The 17,837-nt window shown below is 63.6% G+C and carries 2 protein-coding genes (1 of these 2 running past the window's edge); both read left to right on the top strand.

Going from position 1 to position 17,837, the window contains the following annotated elements:
- Positions 1–10: 10 nt before the first annotated feature.
- Positions 11–14,878 carry an SDR family NAD(P)-dependent oxidoreductase gene (locus EXW71_RS27700; protein WP_134660724.1) on the top strand — a complete coding sequence of 4,956 codons (14,868 nt, stop codon included), beginning with the start codon at positions 11–13 and terminating at the stop codon, positions 14,876–14,878.
- Positions 14,875–17,837, top strand: partial view of an SDR family NAD(P)-dependent oxidoreductase gene (locus EXW71_RS27705; protein WP_134660725.1) — the 5' end (the start) only. The gene runs 9,100 nt beyond the window's last position; 2,963 of the gene's 12,063 nt are visible here — the first part of the coding sequence; it begins with the start codon at positions 14,875–14,877; the stop codon falls past the right edge of the window. The genes EXW71_RS27700 and EXW71_RS27705 overlap by 4 nt, the downstream gene beginning before the upstream one ends.

Below are 17,837 nucleotides of genomic sequence, written 5' to 3' on the forward strand. Positions count from 1 at the left end.
AAGTTGAAGCATGCAAACAGCCGCAGATCAGACCACCGCCGCCGCCTCCGACGAAATCGATGCCCTGGCGCGCCACCTACTGGCGAGCCAGTTGCAGGCGCTTGGGCTGGCTGGCGCCGAGGACCTGCAATGCCTCGCGATGCAGCACGGCCATGTCACGCCGGATTATCTGCACCTGTGGCTGGCTGAAAGTCTCAACTACGTCGCCGGTATCGAAACCGACGCTGCCGATTCGCTGTGGCAGCAGTGGCACGAGCGCTTGCCGCTCTGGCGCCAGGACCCGGATCTGGCCGCCAGGGCGCAGTTGCTCGACGCCTGCCTCAAAGGGCTGCCGGCGCTGCTGCGCGGTGAGCAGACCGCGACTCGCGTGCTCTTTCCTGATGGCTCGATGACGCTGGTCGAAGGCGTTTACAAGAACAACCGGATTTGCGACTACTTCAATCAGGTGCTGATCGAGGCAGCGCTGGCCTATATCGAAAGCCGTCCAGCGGGCGCCGAACCGCTGCGCATTCTCGAAGTTGGTGCTGGCACGGGCGGCACCACGGCGGGCTTGCTGGCGGCGCTGGCACCCTGGCGGTCGCAGATCGGCGAATACTGCTACACCGATCTGTCGCGTGCGTTCCTGCAACACGGCGTCGATCAATTTGGCCGTGATAACCCGTTTCTGCAAACCCGACTGTTCGATGTGTCGCGCCCGTGCGCCGAGCAGGGCATTGACGCCGACCACTATCATCTGGTGGTGGCGACCAATGTGCTGCACGCCACCCCGGAAATCCGCCAGACATTGCGCAACGCCAAGGCCGTGCTGCGCAAAGGCGGATTGCTGATGCTCAATGAAATCAGCGAAGCGTCGCTGTTCACCCACCTGAGTTTCGGTCTGCTCGAAGGCTGGTGGCTGCACCGCGATGGCGCCCTGCGCATTCCCGGTTGCCCCGGACTTTCGCCGGCAGGCTGGCAGGCGGTGCTGGAGCAAGAGGGCTTCAGCCCGGTGTTGTTCCCGGCCCGGCAGGCACATGACCGGGGCCAGCAAATTATCCTGGCCGAGAGCGACGGCATCGTCCGTCAGCCGGTCGCCCGCAACGAACGGCCAGCAGCATCGCCCGTCGATAGCCGCGTGCCTCAAGACAGGTTCACACCGAAGCAGGAAGAGACCGCCCCGGACGGCTGGCGGCACCGGGTCGCCGACTACCTGCGCAATCTGGTCAGCACCACGTTGAAGATCCCGGTCGAGAAGATGAGCCTGTCGCGGCCGCTGGAAGACTATGGCCTGGACTCGATTCTGGTGGTCCGGTTGACCCATGCGTTCAGCGAACATTTTGCCGCCATCGACAGCGCATTGTTTTTTGAAGTGCCGACCCTGGCGGCGCTGACCGAGCATTTTATTCAGCATCGCGGCGAAGAACTTGAAGCGCTGTTGGGGAAACCCGAGGCTGACGTGCGCGAGACAACGGCAGACACCACCCGCCTGGAAAAAGCCGCGGTGCCGGTCGAGAAGGCAGAGGCCAGCCACATCGCCATTATCGGTCTCGACGGCCGTTATCCCGGCGCACAGTCGATGGGCCACCTGTGGCGCAACCTCGCCGACGGCCATTGCGCCATCGACGAAATCCCCGCCGAGCGCTGGGACTGGCGGCGTTACTTTGCTGCGGAGAAGGGCAAGTCCGGGCATCTGTATACGCGTTGGGGCGGCTTTATCGAAGGCATCGATCAATTCGATCCGGCGTTTTTCCGCATCTCGCGCACCGAAGCCGAACGGATGGACCCGCAAGAACGGCTGTTCCTGCAAGTGGCCTATCACAGCATCGAAGACGCGGGCTACAACCCGGCGACCCTGCATCAACAGGGCGAGGTCGGAGTGTTTGTCGGGGTCATGAACGGCAGCTACAACCCCATCAGCAACTACTGGTCGATTGCCAACCGGGTGTCTTATCAGCTGGACCTGCAAGGCCCCAGTTTCGTGGTCGACAGTGCCTGCTCGTCATCGCTGACCGCGATCCACCTGGCGGTCGAGAGCCTGGGCAGTGGCAGCTGCGACGTGGCGATTGCCGGTGGCATCAACCTGATCATCAATCCACAGCACTACCTCAGTCTGTGCGAAATGATGATGCTGTCGCCCGGCGAACACTGCCGCGCCTTTGGCGATGATGCCGACGGCTTTGTCGATGCCGAAGGCGTCGGCGCGGTAGTGCTCAAGCCGTTGCACAAGGCGCTCGCCGACGGCGACCGGATCTACGGAGTGATTCGTGGTGGTGCGATAAACGCCGGGGGCAAGACCAATGGCTACACCGTACCGAGCGCCGGGGCCCAGCAGCGTGTGCTGGAAAAAGCTTTGGCACGGTCAGCCGTCGATGCCAGCCGCATCAGCTACATCGAGGCCCACGGTACCGGCACCGCGCTGGGCGATCCGATCGAGATCAGCGGCCTGAGCCGGGTCTTTGCCCATAGCGACGACGCCCGCTGCGCCATCGGCTCGATCAAAAGCAATATCGGCCACTGTGAAAGTGCTGCCGGTATCGCCGGGTTGAGTAAGGTCCTGCTGCAACTGCAACACCGCCAACTGGTGCCATCGCTGCATGCCGCGCAACCCAACCCGAGCATTGATTTCGAACAGACCTCGTTTCGCCTGCAACAGCAACTGGCGCCCTGGACCGCCAATGGTGCGACACGCATAGCCGCCATTTCCTCGTTTGGCGCAGGCGGTGCCAATGCTTCGCTGATTGTCGAGGAACACCTCGGCGTGACCGACACACGCCCGGCGATGCCCGGCCCCTGGCTGATCCTGTTATCGGCACGTGATCCGCAACGCTTGATGGAATCGGCGTCGCGCTTGCAGGCTTTTCTAAACAAAGAGCTGGACACTGAACAGCCGGAAATGGCCGACCTGGCGTGGACCCTGCAGACCGGGCGCGAAGCGATGGCCGAGCGGTTGGCGCTGCGGGTAGATTCCATTGCCGATGTGCAGCGTTGTCTGGCGTCGTGGCTGGCAGGCGAAGCGCTAGACAACGTGTTCCACGGCCATAGCGATCCTTATGACCCGACGATGGATGAACCGACTTCGCGGCCAATCGATCACTGGCTGCAACACCAACAGTTGACCGAACTGGCGACAGCGTGGGTGCAGGGCGAAGCCATCGACTGGCAGCAGTTCTATCTCGACAAAGCGTATCGACGCCCTGAGCGGATCAGCCTGCCGGGTTATCCCTTCGCCAGAAACAGCTACTGGATGCCGGGGCTGGCACATCCACCAGCTGACGCGGCCCTCGTCGAAACGCCCATTGAGCAGGACCTGACCGATTGCTGCTACCTGCCGCGCTGGCAGGCTCAAACTGCAGACGAGCAAGCCACAGTGCCAGGCGTCGGAGCGGTTGTGCTGGTGACCCTGGGCGAATCCACCTCTGCGACCGGGCTGCTATGGGCGGCATTGGCCGAGCATAATCAAGGCAGCCGGAATGTGCTGCGGATCGACGGCGGTATTGGCGCCACCACCGAATTGGCGACAGGCCATTGGCATTGCGGCGACGATGATCCGACAGGCTTCGCGCACATTCTGTCGGCCCTCGGCCCGGTGGCGCAGATCTTGGTGATCGGCGCGCAAACGGCCAACCACATGACGCCATTGGCGCTGGCCGACAGCCTGCAACACCACGAGTTACCGCTGCTGCGGCTGTTCAAGGCGTTGCAAACGGCAGCGGACGACGCCAGCTCGACCGACTGTTTCCTGTTGTCCTTCGGCCGCTACTCCTTTGCTGGTGCGCCGCAACGGGGCAATCCGCTGGGGGCCGGCATGGCCGGGCTGGGTTACGCCATGGCCCAGAGCGAACACCGGGTGCACCTGCGCACTCTGGACCTCAATCTCGACGAACTTGAAACGCCACACAGCCGGCAACGGCTGCTCGCACAGATCCTTGCCGAGCCTGCTTCGCCGCGCGGTGAGCTGATCAAACTCAGCCGTGGCGAGCGCTTTATCCAGCAGTTGATCCCGCTGGCGCTGCCGCCGACCCACACCAGCACGTCGGCGCTGCAACAGAACGGGGTGTACCTGATCCTCGGCGGCAGCGGCGTGATCGGTCAGGTGATCAGCCGTCAGTTGATCGAGGACTATCAGGCCCGGGTGATCTGGCTCGGGCGCAAACCTGCCGACAGCGAGCAGGTACAGCACAGCCTGAAGGCCGAGCAGTTCCGGGGCAGGGTCGATTATCTTCAGGTCGATGCGACAGATCTGGTGCAATTGCAACAGGCCGTGGCACTGGTCAATCAGCGTTACGGGCGAATCAATGGCGCCGTGTTCTCTGCAATGGTCTTCGACTTCGAGAACAGCATCCAGCACACCACCGAGGCGCAGTTCCAGCAGATTCTCGACATCAAGAGCCGTGGCAGCCTGCATTTTTATCAGGCGCTGGTCGGGCAACCGCTGGATTTCCTCTGCTATTTCTCCTCCGGGCAGGGCTTTGCCTTTTCCGGCGCGGCCAAGCTGTCGGCCTATGCCTGCGGCATCACCTTCGCCGACGCCTTCGCCGAGGCCATCGGGCCGACGGCGGGTTTCCCGGTCGGCGTAATCAACTGGGGCTTCTGGCGCGCTTCGCTGCAAGCGCAGAAGGTCAGCCAGCATCTGGACGCGCTTGATGACGATGAGGGCTTTGCCTGTTTCAGCCGCTTTGTCGCGCAGCTGTCCAGCGGTTCGCTGCGTCGCCTGCTGTGCCTCAAGGCCTCGCCGGCGGTGCGTCAGTTGATGGCCGTGCCCGAGGGCCAGCAGTTGCGGCTCGATCCAATGGTGCTGGTGCCAGAAACGGCGCCGGGCGTCGAACTGGAGCCCGCCGAGCGCGAGCGGTTGCAGCAGATCTTTGATCCGCAGACGCTCGATCAATCGATTGCCGTGCTGCTGTTGATCCAGTTGCAGACCTTGGGCATCTTCACTGGGCCCGGTGCCCACAGCGCTGAAGTCTGGCGCCAGCAGGCCAGGATCAGCGAGCGCTATCGGCGCTGGTGGCAGGAATGCCTGGCGATTCTGGTGGAGCACGGTTACTTGCAGCAGCACGGTGAGGTCTTTGCCGTGGCAACGCCTGTTGCCCGGACGCCACACGCCGCGATTCTGGCCGCCTGGAAAACCCAGCGCGATCACTATTTTCAGGACCGCGAACGCCGGGTTCAAGTGACGCTGATCGACGATTGCCTGCAGCAGTTGCCGCAGATTCTCACAGGCCGGATTCAGGCGACGGACCTGCTGTTTCCCGACGGTTCGATGGACAAGGTCGAGGGCATCTACCAGCACAATACCCTGTCGGACTTCTTCAACGAGCAATTGGCATCGCAGGTGATCGCACACGTGCGGCGGCAGGTTCTGGCCGAACCGGGGCGCCCGGTGCGCATCCTGGAAATCGGCGCCGGCACCGGCGGCACCACCGCCGCGCTGCTGGCTGCGCTGGAACCGCTGGCGGGGCAGATCGGCGAATACTGCTACAGCGATCTGTCCCGGGCATTTCTGCAGCACGGGGAAGCCCGCTTCGCCGCAGGCCGACCTTACTTCACCACGCAAATTCTCGACATCAGCCAGCCCGCGGAGAGCCTTCAGCCGTATGACATTGTCGTCGCCACCAACGTGCTGCACGCCACCGCCAACATGCGCCGCACCCTGGTCCATGTGCGGTCGCTGTTGCGCAGCGGCGGCCTGCTGGCGCTGAATGAACTCAACCGCAAGACCACCGCCGCGACCGCCACCTTCGGCCTGCTCGATGGCTGGTGGTTGTATGAGGACCCGGCGCTGCGAATCCCCGGCTCGCCGTTGATCGCCGAGCAGACTTGGCTTGAGCTGTTGTGGAGCAGCGGCTTTGAACAGGTCGATCTGCACATCCCGGCGCAAATCGCCCTGGGTCAACAGATCATCACCGCCCATGGCGATGCACTGACCCTGCAAGTCTTTGAGCCGCAACGGCCCGCCACGTCCGCACAAAACAAGGAGTTTACGTTGAACCAGCATCCTGCCAGCGGGCCCGGAGCGTCCGTGGACGTTGCAGACAGACTGCAACAAGTGATCATCGAGGCCCTGGGCAAAACCCTCAAGGCCGACGGCCAGAGCATCGCGCTGCGCACGCCGTTTTCCGATTACGGCGTGGACTCGATTCTCGGGGTGGGTTTCGTCAAACAACTGGGCAACCAGTTGGGGATCAAGCTCAACAGCGCGATCCTGTTCGAACAGGCCACGGTGAGCAAACTGCACAGTTACCTGCAAAAATCTTATGGCCCGCAGATCGAGCGGGCGCTGGCCGAGCCATTGGCGGCAACCGCCGCGCACGGGCCGCAGACAGCTGCGGCACTGATCAAGCCGGTCATGGCGGCTGCGCTGGCGGGTGAAGAAGAATCCCCGAGCACACGTCCGCAGACCCGCAACACCGGGCGAATTGCCGTGATCGGCATGGCCGGGCAGTTCCCCGGCGCCGATAACGTTGATGAGCTGTGGGACAACCTGCTGGCCGGTCGCAACGGCGTGCAGGCGCTGGGACCGGACTATCTGCAATCCCGTGCCTACAGCGCCGACAAGCAACCCGGCAAAAGCTATTGCAATCGCGCCGGCATCCTCAAGGACCGCGACTGCTTCGATCCGCTGTTTTTCAACCTCACCCCCCACGAAGCGGAGTCGATGACCCCGCATCAGCGGCTGGTGCTGCAAGAAAGCTGGAAGGCTCTGGAAGATGCCGGGTGTAACCCGATGACCCTCGCCGGCGAGGCGGTCAGCATCTATGTCGGCGCCGAGCCGGGGGGCTATCACCACGACTCCTTTACCGGCAGCTCCGAGGCCATCGTCGCCTCTCGCCTGTCGTACTTCCTCGACCTCAAAGGCCCGGCGATGGTGGTCAACACCGGTTGCTCGTCTTCCGCGGTGGCGATCCACCAGGCCTGTGAAAGCCTGCGCCACGGTGAAAGCCGCCTGGCACTGGCGGGCGGGGTGTATGCGCTGCTGGATCAACGCGGGCTGATCAGCCTGTCAGCCATCGACATGCTCAGCCCCAGCGGCCAATGTCATGCGTTCGATGCGGCAGCCGACGGCACGGTGATTTCCGAAGGCGTGGGCATGGTCGTGCTCAAACGCCTGGAAGACGCCGAGGCCGCTGGCGACCCGATCTACGCCGTGATCGAGGCCTCGGGGGTGAATCAGGACGGCGCCAGCAACGGCATTACCGCGCCCAACGGCGACGCTCAGGAGCAATTGCTGCGCGACACCTGGCACAAGTTCGGTGTCGATCCTGCGCAGATCAGCTACGTCGAAGCGCATGGCACCGGCACCCGGCTGGGTGATCCGGTCGAGGCCAACGCATTGATCCGTGCGTTCCGCGCGTTCACCGATGCCCAGGGCTATTGCGTGCTGGGCAGCGCCAAGGCCAACCTCGGTCACGCGGCGGCGGGGGCCGGGGTCATCGGTCTGATCAAAGTCCTGCTGTCGATCCGCCAATGCACTTTGCCGGTCATGCCGGGCTTTGCACAGGTCAACCCGCTGATCGAACTTGAACACTCGCCGTTCTACATCAACCGTCAGGCGCAAGCCTGGCAGGCCAGTGGCGGCGAACGTCTGATCGCGGCACTCAACTCCTTTGGCCATAGCGGCACCAATGCGCATCTGGTGATTGGTGAATACCAAACAACCCACAGCACAGACCAAGACGCAACGCCACCGGCAGTGAGCCGGGTTATTCCTTTGTCCGGCAAAACCGCCGCCAGCCTGCGCGACAACGCCCGGGCGCTGGCGCACTGGCTGGACAAGACCGACCCGCCGCTGAGCCACATTGCCTTTACCTTGCAGACCGCCCGGGAGCCGATGCGGGAGAGGGCGGCGCTGGTGGTCAGTGATCTCGCGCAACTGCGCATTCAACTGGCCCTGCTGGCCAATGGCGACGCACTGCCTGTGGCGGCGGACGACAACGGCCGGCTGGCCAGTGAGTGGGTCGCCGGCAGCGACATCGACTGGGCCGCGCTGTGGCCGACCGGCTCGGCCAAGCGCATTCACCTGCCGCCTTACCAGTTTGCCAAAGAGCGCTACTGGGTCGATCAGACGCCGCAGCCCATCGTCGAACAGGACACGCCCGAAGACGCAGTGGATGAACCCGCCAACGGCCTGTTTCTGGCACGTCCCGTGTGGCAGGAGCCGCTGGGGGCAAGCGCTGATGCACACGATGACATCGGCCAGCGCCTGCTGTTGTGGGTTGGTTTCAGCAGTGCGCAAGTGGCACAGTTGCAAAGCCTGAGCAACGCTGCTGGCGCAGGCGTGCGCGGTGAAATTCTGCCCTGCACCAGGACCGCACCGGCAGCACGTTATCAGGAACTGGCGATTGCGCTGTTGCTGCGGTTGCAGACGCTCAAGGGCCGGGTTCACGTTGAACTGATGATCGCCGAACAGGCACCGGAGCACTTGCTGTACGCCGGTCTCGACGGCTTGCTGAAAACCGCGTGCTTGGAACAACCGGCACTGAGTGCCCGCTGCCTGATGATCGAGGTCGAGCCCGACCAGCCATTGTCGGCGACTCAGCTCGCACAGCTGACCACCACACTCGGCGAAAACCGCCGGCGCGCCAGCTCGGTGTTGCAACGCAGCGGCCAACAAGGCGAGTGCCAGGAACTGCAATGGCAGGAACTGGCGGACGATGTCGCCGCCCGCCGTGAGCACGACCGCATCATCTGGAAAGATCACGGCGTCTACCTGATTACCGGTGGCGCCGGTGGCCTGGGGCTGATCTTTGCCGACGCGATTGCCGAGCAATGCAGCGACGCCACCTTGATCCTGATTGGCCGCTCGGCCCTCGATGCGCGTCAGCAGGCGCGATTGCAGGCCATTCGTGATGCCGGCGCGGTGGTCATTTATCAGCAGGTCGACCTGACCGACGCCGAAGCGCTGGCGCAGTTGATCGACGACATCTGCACCAACCACGGCGGCCTCAACGGCGTGCTGCATGGCGCCGGGATCAACCGCGATCGGTTGCTCGCGCATAAAACCGCGCAAGACATGGTCGAGGTGTTTGCCGCCAAAGTGATCGGCACCGAACTGCTGGACCGTGCGTGCCGTCGGCTGTACCTGGATTTTTTTGTGCTGTTTTCATCCTGTTCGGCGGTGTTGGGTAGCATCGGTCAGTCGGATTACGCCGCCGCCAACGGCTTCGTCGATCACTTTGCCGGGCTACGCAACAAGCGCGTCGAACAGGGCTTGCGCTTCGGCCACACGCTGTCGATCAATTATCCGCTGTGGCGCGATGGCGGCATGCAGGTCAGCGCCGCCGACCGTGCGCACATCCGCCACAAGACCGGTATGGCGCCGATGCAGTCGGTGCATGGCATCCAGGCGTTGCAACTGGGGTTGAATGCCGGCCTGGAACGGCTGCTGGTGATCGAGGGCGATCTGGCGCAGATTCGTGCGCACTTTGGCGCCACCGAAGAAACCGACACTGAGCCAGCACTGATGTCGGCCCCGGTCGCGGTCGAGCGCACGCGGCTCACTGCCGCGATTCTCGAACGACTCAAGGCGGTGTTCTGTGCCGTTACCAAACTGCCGCCCGACCGGGTTGAAAGCGCTGCGCCGCTTGAGCAGTACGGTATCGACTCGATCATGATCACCCGGCTCAACAAGGCGCTGGAGGACGTGTTTTCGGCGATGACCCAGCTGCGTCCGGCAGAACGCCTGTTGTCGAAAACGCTGTTTTTCGAATACCACAGCCTGGACGCGCTGACCGGTTATCTGGTGGCCGAACATCACCGCGCCTGCCTGTTGTGGAGCGGTCTGGCCGACGTTCCCGTGCCAATTGCACCGATTGTCACTCAGACCACCCAGGCACCTGCGGCGATGTCAGCCGCCGAACCCATCGCGATCATCGGTATCAGTGGTCGTTATCCGCAGGCCGCCAATCTCGACGAATACTGGCGCAACCTCAAGGAAGGTCGCGACAGCATCACCGAGATTCCGCCGCAACGCTGGTCACTTGAGGGCTTTTACGTCGACTCGGTGTCCGAGGCGCTGAAGCAGGCTCGCAGTTACAGCAAGTGGGGTGGCTTCATCGACGGCTTTGCCGATTTCGATCCGCTGTTCTTCAATATCTCGCCGCGTGAGGCGGTCAACATGGACCCGCAGGAACGGCTGTTCCTGCAATCGTGCTGGCAGTCGCTGGAAGACGCGGGGATCACCAAGGCCGATCTGGCCGAGCAGTATCAGGGCAACGTCGGGGTCTTTGCCGGCATCACCAAGACCGGCTACAGCCTCTATGGGCCGGCGTTGCGGGAGCAGGGGCACATGGTCTTTCCGCGCACCTCGTTCGGCTCGACCGCCAACCGCGTCTCTTATGTGCTGGACCTCAACGGGCCGAGCGAACCGGTGGATACCATGTGTTCCTCGTCGCTGAGCGCGCTGCACCGGGCCTGCGAAAGCCTGCGTCGCGGCGAGTGCCGGATGGCCTTTGCCGGCGGGGTCAATCTGTACCTGCATCCCTCCAACTACGTTGAATTGAGCGCCGGGCAGATGCTCTCCAAGGACGGTCGCTGCCGCAGTTTCGGCGAAGGCGGCAACGGCTTTGTACCGGGTGAGGGCGTCGGTTCAGTGCTGCTCAAACCGTTATCCCGGGCGTTGGCGGACCGCGACAACATCCACGCGCTGATCCGCGCCGTGGCGGTCAATCACGGCGGCAAGACTAACGGCTACACCGTGCCCAATCCCCAGGCCCAGGCTAAGGTGATTCGCCTGGCCATCGATCAGGCTGGGCTCGATGCCAGCAAGATCAGCTACATCGAGGCCCACGGCACCGGCACTGAGTTGGGCGACCCCATCGAAGTGAGCGGCCTGAGCCAGGCCTTTGCGCTTGATGGCGTCGAGCTCGGCCACTGCGCGCTGGGTTCGGTCAAAGCCAATATCGGGCACCTGGAAGGCGCCGCCGGTATCGCCGGCGTCAGCAAGGTCATTCTCCAGCTCAAACACAAACAGCTGGTGCCAAGCCTGCATGCCACCACCCTCAATCCCAACCTGACGTTGGACGCGACACCGTTCTACCTGCAACAGACGCTGCGCGATTGGTGCCCGGCAGGCGATGGGCCGCGTATCGCCGGGGTCTCATCCTTTGGTGCTGGCGGTGCCAATGCCCATGTGCTGTTGCAAGAGCACGACGAGTATCGCGAGTTGCCAACCGCCAGCGGCGCCGAAGTGATTCTGCTGTCGGCCCGGGACGGCGAACGCCTGCGCGACTATGCGCAGGCGCTGCTGGCCTATGTGGTTGCCCGGCCATCGCTGTCGGGCGCCGACCTGGCGAACCTGGCGTACACCCTGCAAACCGGTCGGGAAATGATGGCGGCGCGGCTGGGCCTGGTGGTCGATTCGCCTGCCGCGCTGGCGACGCAATTGCGCAGGTTTATCGAGCGTGGTGCCGAGCCGGACGCAGGCCTTTACGTCGGCGACATCCAGCGTAAACAGCTCTGCGCCCAAGCCGATGCCGAGCTGGCGCCGGTGATTCGCCGTTGGGCCGAGAGCGGCAAACTGCACAAGCTGCTGGAGCTGTGGGTCAACGGCGAAGTCGTCGACTGGACACTGCCGCATGCTCTGCGGGCCGGGCCGCTGCCGTACCGGATCAGCGTGCCGGTCTATCCCTTTGCCCGCGAGACGTTCTGGTTACCGGGTATTGAGCCTGTGGCGACGCCTGAGACCGTTAGCGCTGAGGCTGCGGCTTCCACCTCAAGCGACCACCTGAGCTATCTGGCACGCTGGCAGGCCGACGGGCAGGGCGGCGAACCCATGACCGCCGAGCACCGTTGCGTGCTGATTGTCGGCGATGCGTCGATCCGGCCAGTGGCAGAGGCGATCACCGCGCACTACCTGCTCAGCGCCGGTTTTACCACGGGTGCAGGCCGGGTGATTCGTCTGGAGCCCGGCACACAAACGGTGTGCCTGGTGCCGGATCACTGGTCGCTGGACGTCGCTGATCCGCAAGCGCTGGAACACTGCCTGAGCGCTTGTCCTGCCATCGATTGCCTGTATTTCTTCGGCGGCAACGCCCAGGCCACTGACTGGCAAGCGCAGCTCGACAGCCCGAAAACCAATGAAATCCTGCTGCTGCGGTTGATCAAATGGCTCAAACAGCACAGCCCTTGCCAGGCGATCGACAGCTACATCATCAGCCAGGACAACTTCGACATCAGCGGCGAGCCAGTCAGCGCCGTGGGTGGCGGCCTGACGGGCATGGCCTACGCGATTGCCCAGGGTGAACACCGCTTCCGGGTACGCAACCTGGATGTCGACAGCCGTGAGCTGGCCGACCACCGGCGCCGGCCAGGCTTACTGCGCCAGGTGCAGGGCGAGGACGGCCTGGCGCGGGGCGAGGTACTGTGCCTGCGCGACGGCGTGCGTTATCGCCAGCGTATTTTCAACCTGAGCTGGCAACCCCAGGTGCCGTTGGCCGACGGCCGCTTTGTCACCCCGGCGCTCAAGCGGGGCGGTGTCTATGTGATTCTTGGCGGCAGCGGCACGGTGGGCTCGATCATCAGCCGCTACCTGCTGGCCGATTATCAGGCCCGGGTCATCTGGCTGGGACGCAGCGGCGCCGCCGATCCCAAGGTGCAACAACGGCTCGCGAACTGCCTGCAACGCGTTGACCGCACGGTCGATCCGGCGCAGTTGCACTACCTGCAAGCCGATGCCAACGACGCTGCATCGCTGCAACGGGCCATGGCGCAGATCAAACAGCGCCATGGCGCGATCAACGGGGCGATTTTCTCCGCCGTGGTGTTCAACCATGAAGATCCGATCACGCGCATCGCCGAACCGCAGTTCGACGAAATCCTGCAAGTGAAAAGCCGTGGCGGTATCGAGTTCTACCGGGCGCTGGCTGATGAGCCGCTGGATTTCATGTGCTACTTCTCGTCCGGGCAAAGCTTTGCCTTCTCCGGCGCGGCGCGGTTGGGGGCCTATGCCGCCGGCATCACCTTCGGCGACACGCTGGTGCGCAGCCTGCGTCGGCACGCGGCGTTCCCGGTGGGTGCGATCAATTGGGGGTTCTGGCTGTCATCGCTGACCGAACAACAGGCGGCGGACCCGTTAGCGCAACCAATGAGCCGCCACGCCGGGGCCCTGGAGGACCGCGAGGGCTTTGGATGCTTTGCCCGTTTTGTCGAAGCCCTGAGTCACGGCCAGCTCGATCAGGTGCTGTGCATGGCCGCTTCGGCGCCGGTCCAGCAGTTGATGCAACTGCAACCGCAGCCCATCATCCTTGGCCAGACCGGCATTCAGTCGCCCGACGATGGCTTTGAGCGCTACCGCATCGCTGCCGCGCCGTTGCTTGCGGCCCATGATCCACTGCCGTTTGACCAGGCCATGGCCGGGATGACGCTGGTGCAACTGCGTCGCATGGGCCTGTTCACCCAACCGGGGCAGTTTCAGGACAGCGAAGTCCTGCGCCGTCAGGCCGGCATCGGCGAGCACTATGGCCGCTGGTGGGCGACCAGCCTCGAACTGCTGCAACAGCAGGGGCTGGTGCAGCGCCGGGGCACCCAGGTCGCGGTCACGGAGCAAGTGGATTCTCAGCCACTGGAGCAACGCTGGTGCCTGCTCAGGGAGGAGTTGATCGCCGTGCCGCAACGCAAGGCCCAGGTGCAGTTGGTTGACGCCTGCCTGCAACAGCTGCCGGCGATACTTGGCGGACGAACCCAGGCCACCGATGTCATGTTCCCCAACGGCTCGATGGACAAGGTCGAGGGCGTCTATCGCCACAACGCCTTGTCCGACTACTTCAATCAGGTGGTCGCAGGCGTGGTGCAACAGCACATCGAAGCGCTGTTGATCCGCGAGCCGCAGCGGCAAATCCGCATTCTGGAAATCGGTGCCGGCACCGGCGGCACCAGCTCCATCGTGCTGCCGGCGCTGCAAGCGTGGCGCGGGCAGATCGCCGAGTATTGCTACACCGACATCTCCAAGGCGTTTTTGATGTACGCCAGGAAAACCTATGGCGAGGCCAATCCGTTCCTCACCTATCAGGTATGGAATGTCGAGCAACCGCCGCAAGCCCAGGGTCTGGAACTGGGCAGTTATGACATCGTGATCGCCGCCAACGTGCTGCACGCCACCGGCAGCATTCGCCGCACGCTGACGCATGCCGGTGCGTTGCTGCGCCGTGACGCGATGGTGGTGATGAATGAAATCAGCGACCGCTCGCTGTTCGCCCACCTGACCTTCGGTCTGCTCAAGGGCTGGTGGCTGTACGAAGACCCCGAGCTGCGCATTCCCGGCACACCGGCTCTGTATCCGCAAAGCTGGGCCAGCGTGCTGGGCGAAACCGGCTTCCACAGCGTCACCTTCCCGGCGCAATGCGTCCATGGCCTTGGCCAGCAGATTATCGTCGCGCACAGCGATGGTATGGAGCGCGTGGCGGTGCTGGATCAAATCGAAAAACCACTCGGCAGCCCCGCACCAACCCTGCAAACGGTGCCTGCGGCAACCGGCAGCGGCCGCGAGGTGCTGACCGCGTTGGTGCTGGATGGCCTGGCCAAGACGTTGCAACTGGAGCCCGGTCGCATTCAGGCGGATCAGCCATTTGCCGACTACGGCATCGACTCGATCCTTGGCGTGAGTTTTGTCAGCCACATCGGCGAGGCCCTGGGCACGGAGCTAAACACCGCGTTGCTGTTCGACTATTCGTCGCTGCAAAGCCTGGTGGACTACCTGCTCGGCCAATACCCGGCCCAATGTGCCCGGCTGGGCGGCGGGGCAGCACAGCCTGTTGTGCCTGAGCCACCGGCATCTGACCAGCGACTTGAGGCGGCATTTTTGTGCGGCGAACTGGCAATCGATGAATTGCTGAAAATCATCAACGACAGCACCACGGCAAACCACGGCACCGCGCAGGCCACGGCGGGGAAAGGACAATCATGAGCAGCCAAGCATTTCAATCCATCATCGCCCGGCTTCAACAGCGCCAGATCACCGCTGACGAAGCCCGGCAGCTGCTGCAACAACTCAAGGCCGGCGCGCAGGCCACAACAGAAACACCGTCAGCCACTCGCCCGAAGGTGCATGACGAGATTGCCGTGATCGGCATGTCGGGGCAGTTTCCCGCCGCCGACAACGTCGAGCGCTTCTGGCACAACCTCAGCACCGGTGCCGACGGTGTGGTTGAACTGGGCGAGCGTTATCTGGACGCTGAGCGCAGCTATTCGGCCGAGCGTCAGCCCGGCAAGACGTATTGCAAATGGGGCGGTGTCCTTGAGCAGCGCGATGATTTCGATCCGTTGTTTTTCAATATTTCGCCCCGCGATGCCGAGTCGATGAACCCGCATCAACGGCTGATCCTCCAGGAAAGCTGGAAGGCGCTGGAAGATGCCGGCTACAACCCGAAAAGTTTTCGCGACCAGTCGGTGGGCATCTTTGTCGGCGCCGAACCGACCGGCTATTTCCACGAAACCTTTATCGGCGCCTCCGACGCGATCATTGCTTCGCGCCTGTCTTACTTCCTCGACTTCAAAGGCCCGGCGCTGGTGGTGAACACCGGTTGCTCGTCCTCGGCCACGGCCATTCACCTGGCCTGCGAAAGCCTGCGCAATGGCGAGGTGGACCTGGCGCTGGCCGGCGGTGTGTTCGCCACCCTCGGCGAGCCCGGCCTGATCAGCCTGGCGCAAATGGACATGCTCTCGCCAACCGGGCACTGCCATACCTTCGATCAGCGCAGCGACGGCATTGTGCTGTCCGAGGCGGTAGGCATGCTGACCCTCAAGCGCCTGTCCCAGGCGCTGGCCGACGGCGACCCGATCTACGGGGTGATCTGTGCCTCGGGCATGAACCAGGACGGCGCCAGCAACGGCATTACCGCCCCCAGCGGCCAGGCCCAGGAACGGCTGATCAGCGAGTTGTATTCGCGTTTTGGCATCGATCCGCGGCAGATCAGCTACGTCGAGGCCCACGGCACCGGCACACCGCTGGGCGATCCGGTCGAGGTCAACGCGCTGGCCCGGGCTTTCCGCCAGTTTACCGACGACACAGGTTATTGCGCGCTGGGCAGCGCCAAGGCGCACATCGGCCACACCTCGGCGGCGGCCGGCGTGGTCAGCCTGATCAAGATCCTGCTGTCGATGAAGCACCGCCAGTTGCCAGGGCTGTTGAATTTCGAACTGCTCAACCCACGGATCGAACTGGCGGGCTCGGCGTTTCATATCCATGCCGAACCTCGGGAATGGCTCGGCAGCGGCCCGAAAATGGCGGCGCTCAACTCCTTTGGCCACAGCGGCACCAATGTGCACATGGTCATCCGCGAGGCGCCCGAAGTCGCCGCCGCCCCAGTCACCGACGAGGCGCGGCCCTGCCTGCTGCCACTGTCGGCACGTACCGCCGACAGCCTCAAACGCTATGCCCGCCGCGTGCGTCAGGCACTGCTGGACCCGGCACTGCGCCTGCCGGACCTCGCTTACACCCTGCAAACAGGGCGGCTGGCGCAGGCGCATCGGTTGATCTTCCTGTGTTCCGACAAGGACCAGTTGCGCCAACAATTGAATGACTGGCTGGACGGGCGTTCGCCCCGACATTGCTGGTCCGGGCAGATCGACACGGCTGAACGTGCGGACATCGAGGTGCCTGCCATTGTCGATCAAACGAGCCTGCAACCGCTGGCCGAGGCCTGGGTCATGGGCGGCAAACTCGACTGGGCCGAATTCAATCGTCAGCACCGTGGCGATGCCCGCCGTGTGCACGCGCCGGTCTATCCGTTTGTCCGGCAGAACTTCTGGATAGCGCCCGCGCACCGTGGCGCGGCGGGAGGCGAAGCTCAGGTCGGGCCAGGCATTACAGAACGCAATCTGCATCCGTTCCTGGCGCGAAACACCTCCGATCTACAGCGTCAGCGCTTCAGCAGCGTGTTTGATGGCGAGGCGTTTTTCCTCAAGCAGCATGTGGTCGGCGGGCAACGGATTTTTCCCGGTGTCGCGCATCTGGAAATGGCCCGGGCGGCGGTGGTGATGGCCACGGCGGGGCGGCAGCCATCGTTCAGTCAGGTGGTGTGGCTGCGGCCATTGATCATTGGCGCCCAGCCTCGGCAGGTCGATATCGAGCTGACACTGGAAGACGATGAGCAGATCCGCTTCGAGATCTCCAGCCGCGAGCTTGATTTGTTGACCGGGCAAGCCAAGGGTGAACCGCTGCTTCACAGTCAGGGGCTGGCCGGATTTGCTGAAACATCGGCGCCGCAACAGGTGGATCTGGCGGCGCTCAAGGCACGGATGACCGGCGGCCAGTTAAGCGCTAAGCAGTGTTACGACGCCTATCAGGCGATGACGTTCGAGCACGGCCCGGCCTATCAGGGCCTGCAAGCGGTGGACCTCGGGCGGGGCGAGGTGTTGGCGCAACTGTTGCTGCCCGCCTGCCAGCGGGACAGCCTGGAGGACTATGTGCTGCACCCGTCACTGATGGATTCGGCGCTACAGGCGGCCATCGCCCTGAGTCTCGGTGCCGAGGTGGTGCTGAGTGAAGACGAGCGGCAGCACCTGCCGCCGTTGACGCGCCCGACACTGCCGTTTGGCCTTGAAAGCTTGCAGATTCTGGATCGTTGCAGCGAATCGATGTGGGCCCGGGTGAGCTACGCCGAACGCCGCGACGATCAGCAGACCGACAGCGGTTTGCAGCGCTTGAACATCGAGCTGTTCGATCAGCAGGGCAAGCTTTGTGTGTTGATGCAGGGTTTCACTTCGCGCGTGCTGGGAAACCCGACCGAACCGGCAACCAGCGACCAGCCGCTGATGGAAACCCTGCTGTTCCAGCCACAGTGGATTGACGAGGTGCCGCCATTGGCTCAAGCGCCGAACTTCAGCCAGCGCCTGATCCTGCTGAGTGGCTTTGATTCAACGAT

This window comes from Pseudomonas sp. BCA17, from assembly GCF_004519405.1.
Classification (GTDB): Bacteria; Pseudomonadota; Gammaproteobacteria; order Pseudomonadales; family Pseudomonadaceae; genus Aquipseudomonas.

What these genes read in the sequence shown, in the direction of transcription:
- EXW71_RS27700 (WP_134660724.1), top strand. Translation starts at nt 11, where the DNA reads ATGCAAACAGCCGCAGATCAGACCACCGCCGCCGCCTCCGACGAAATC.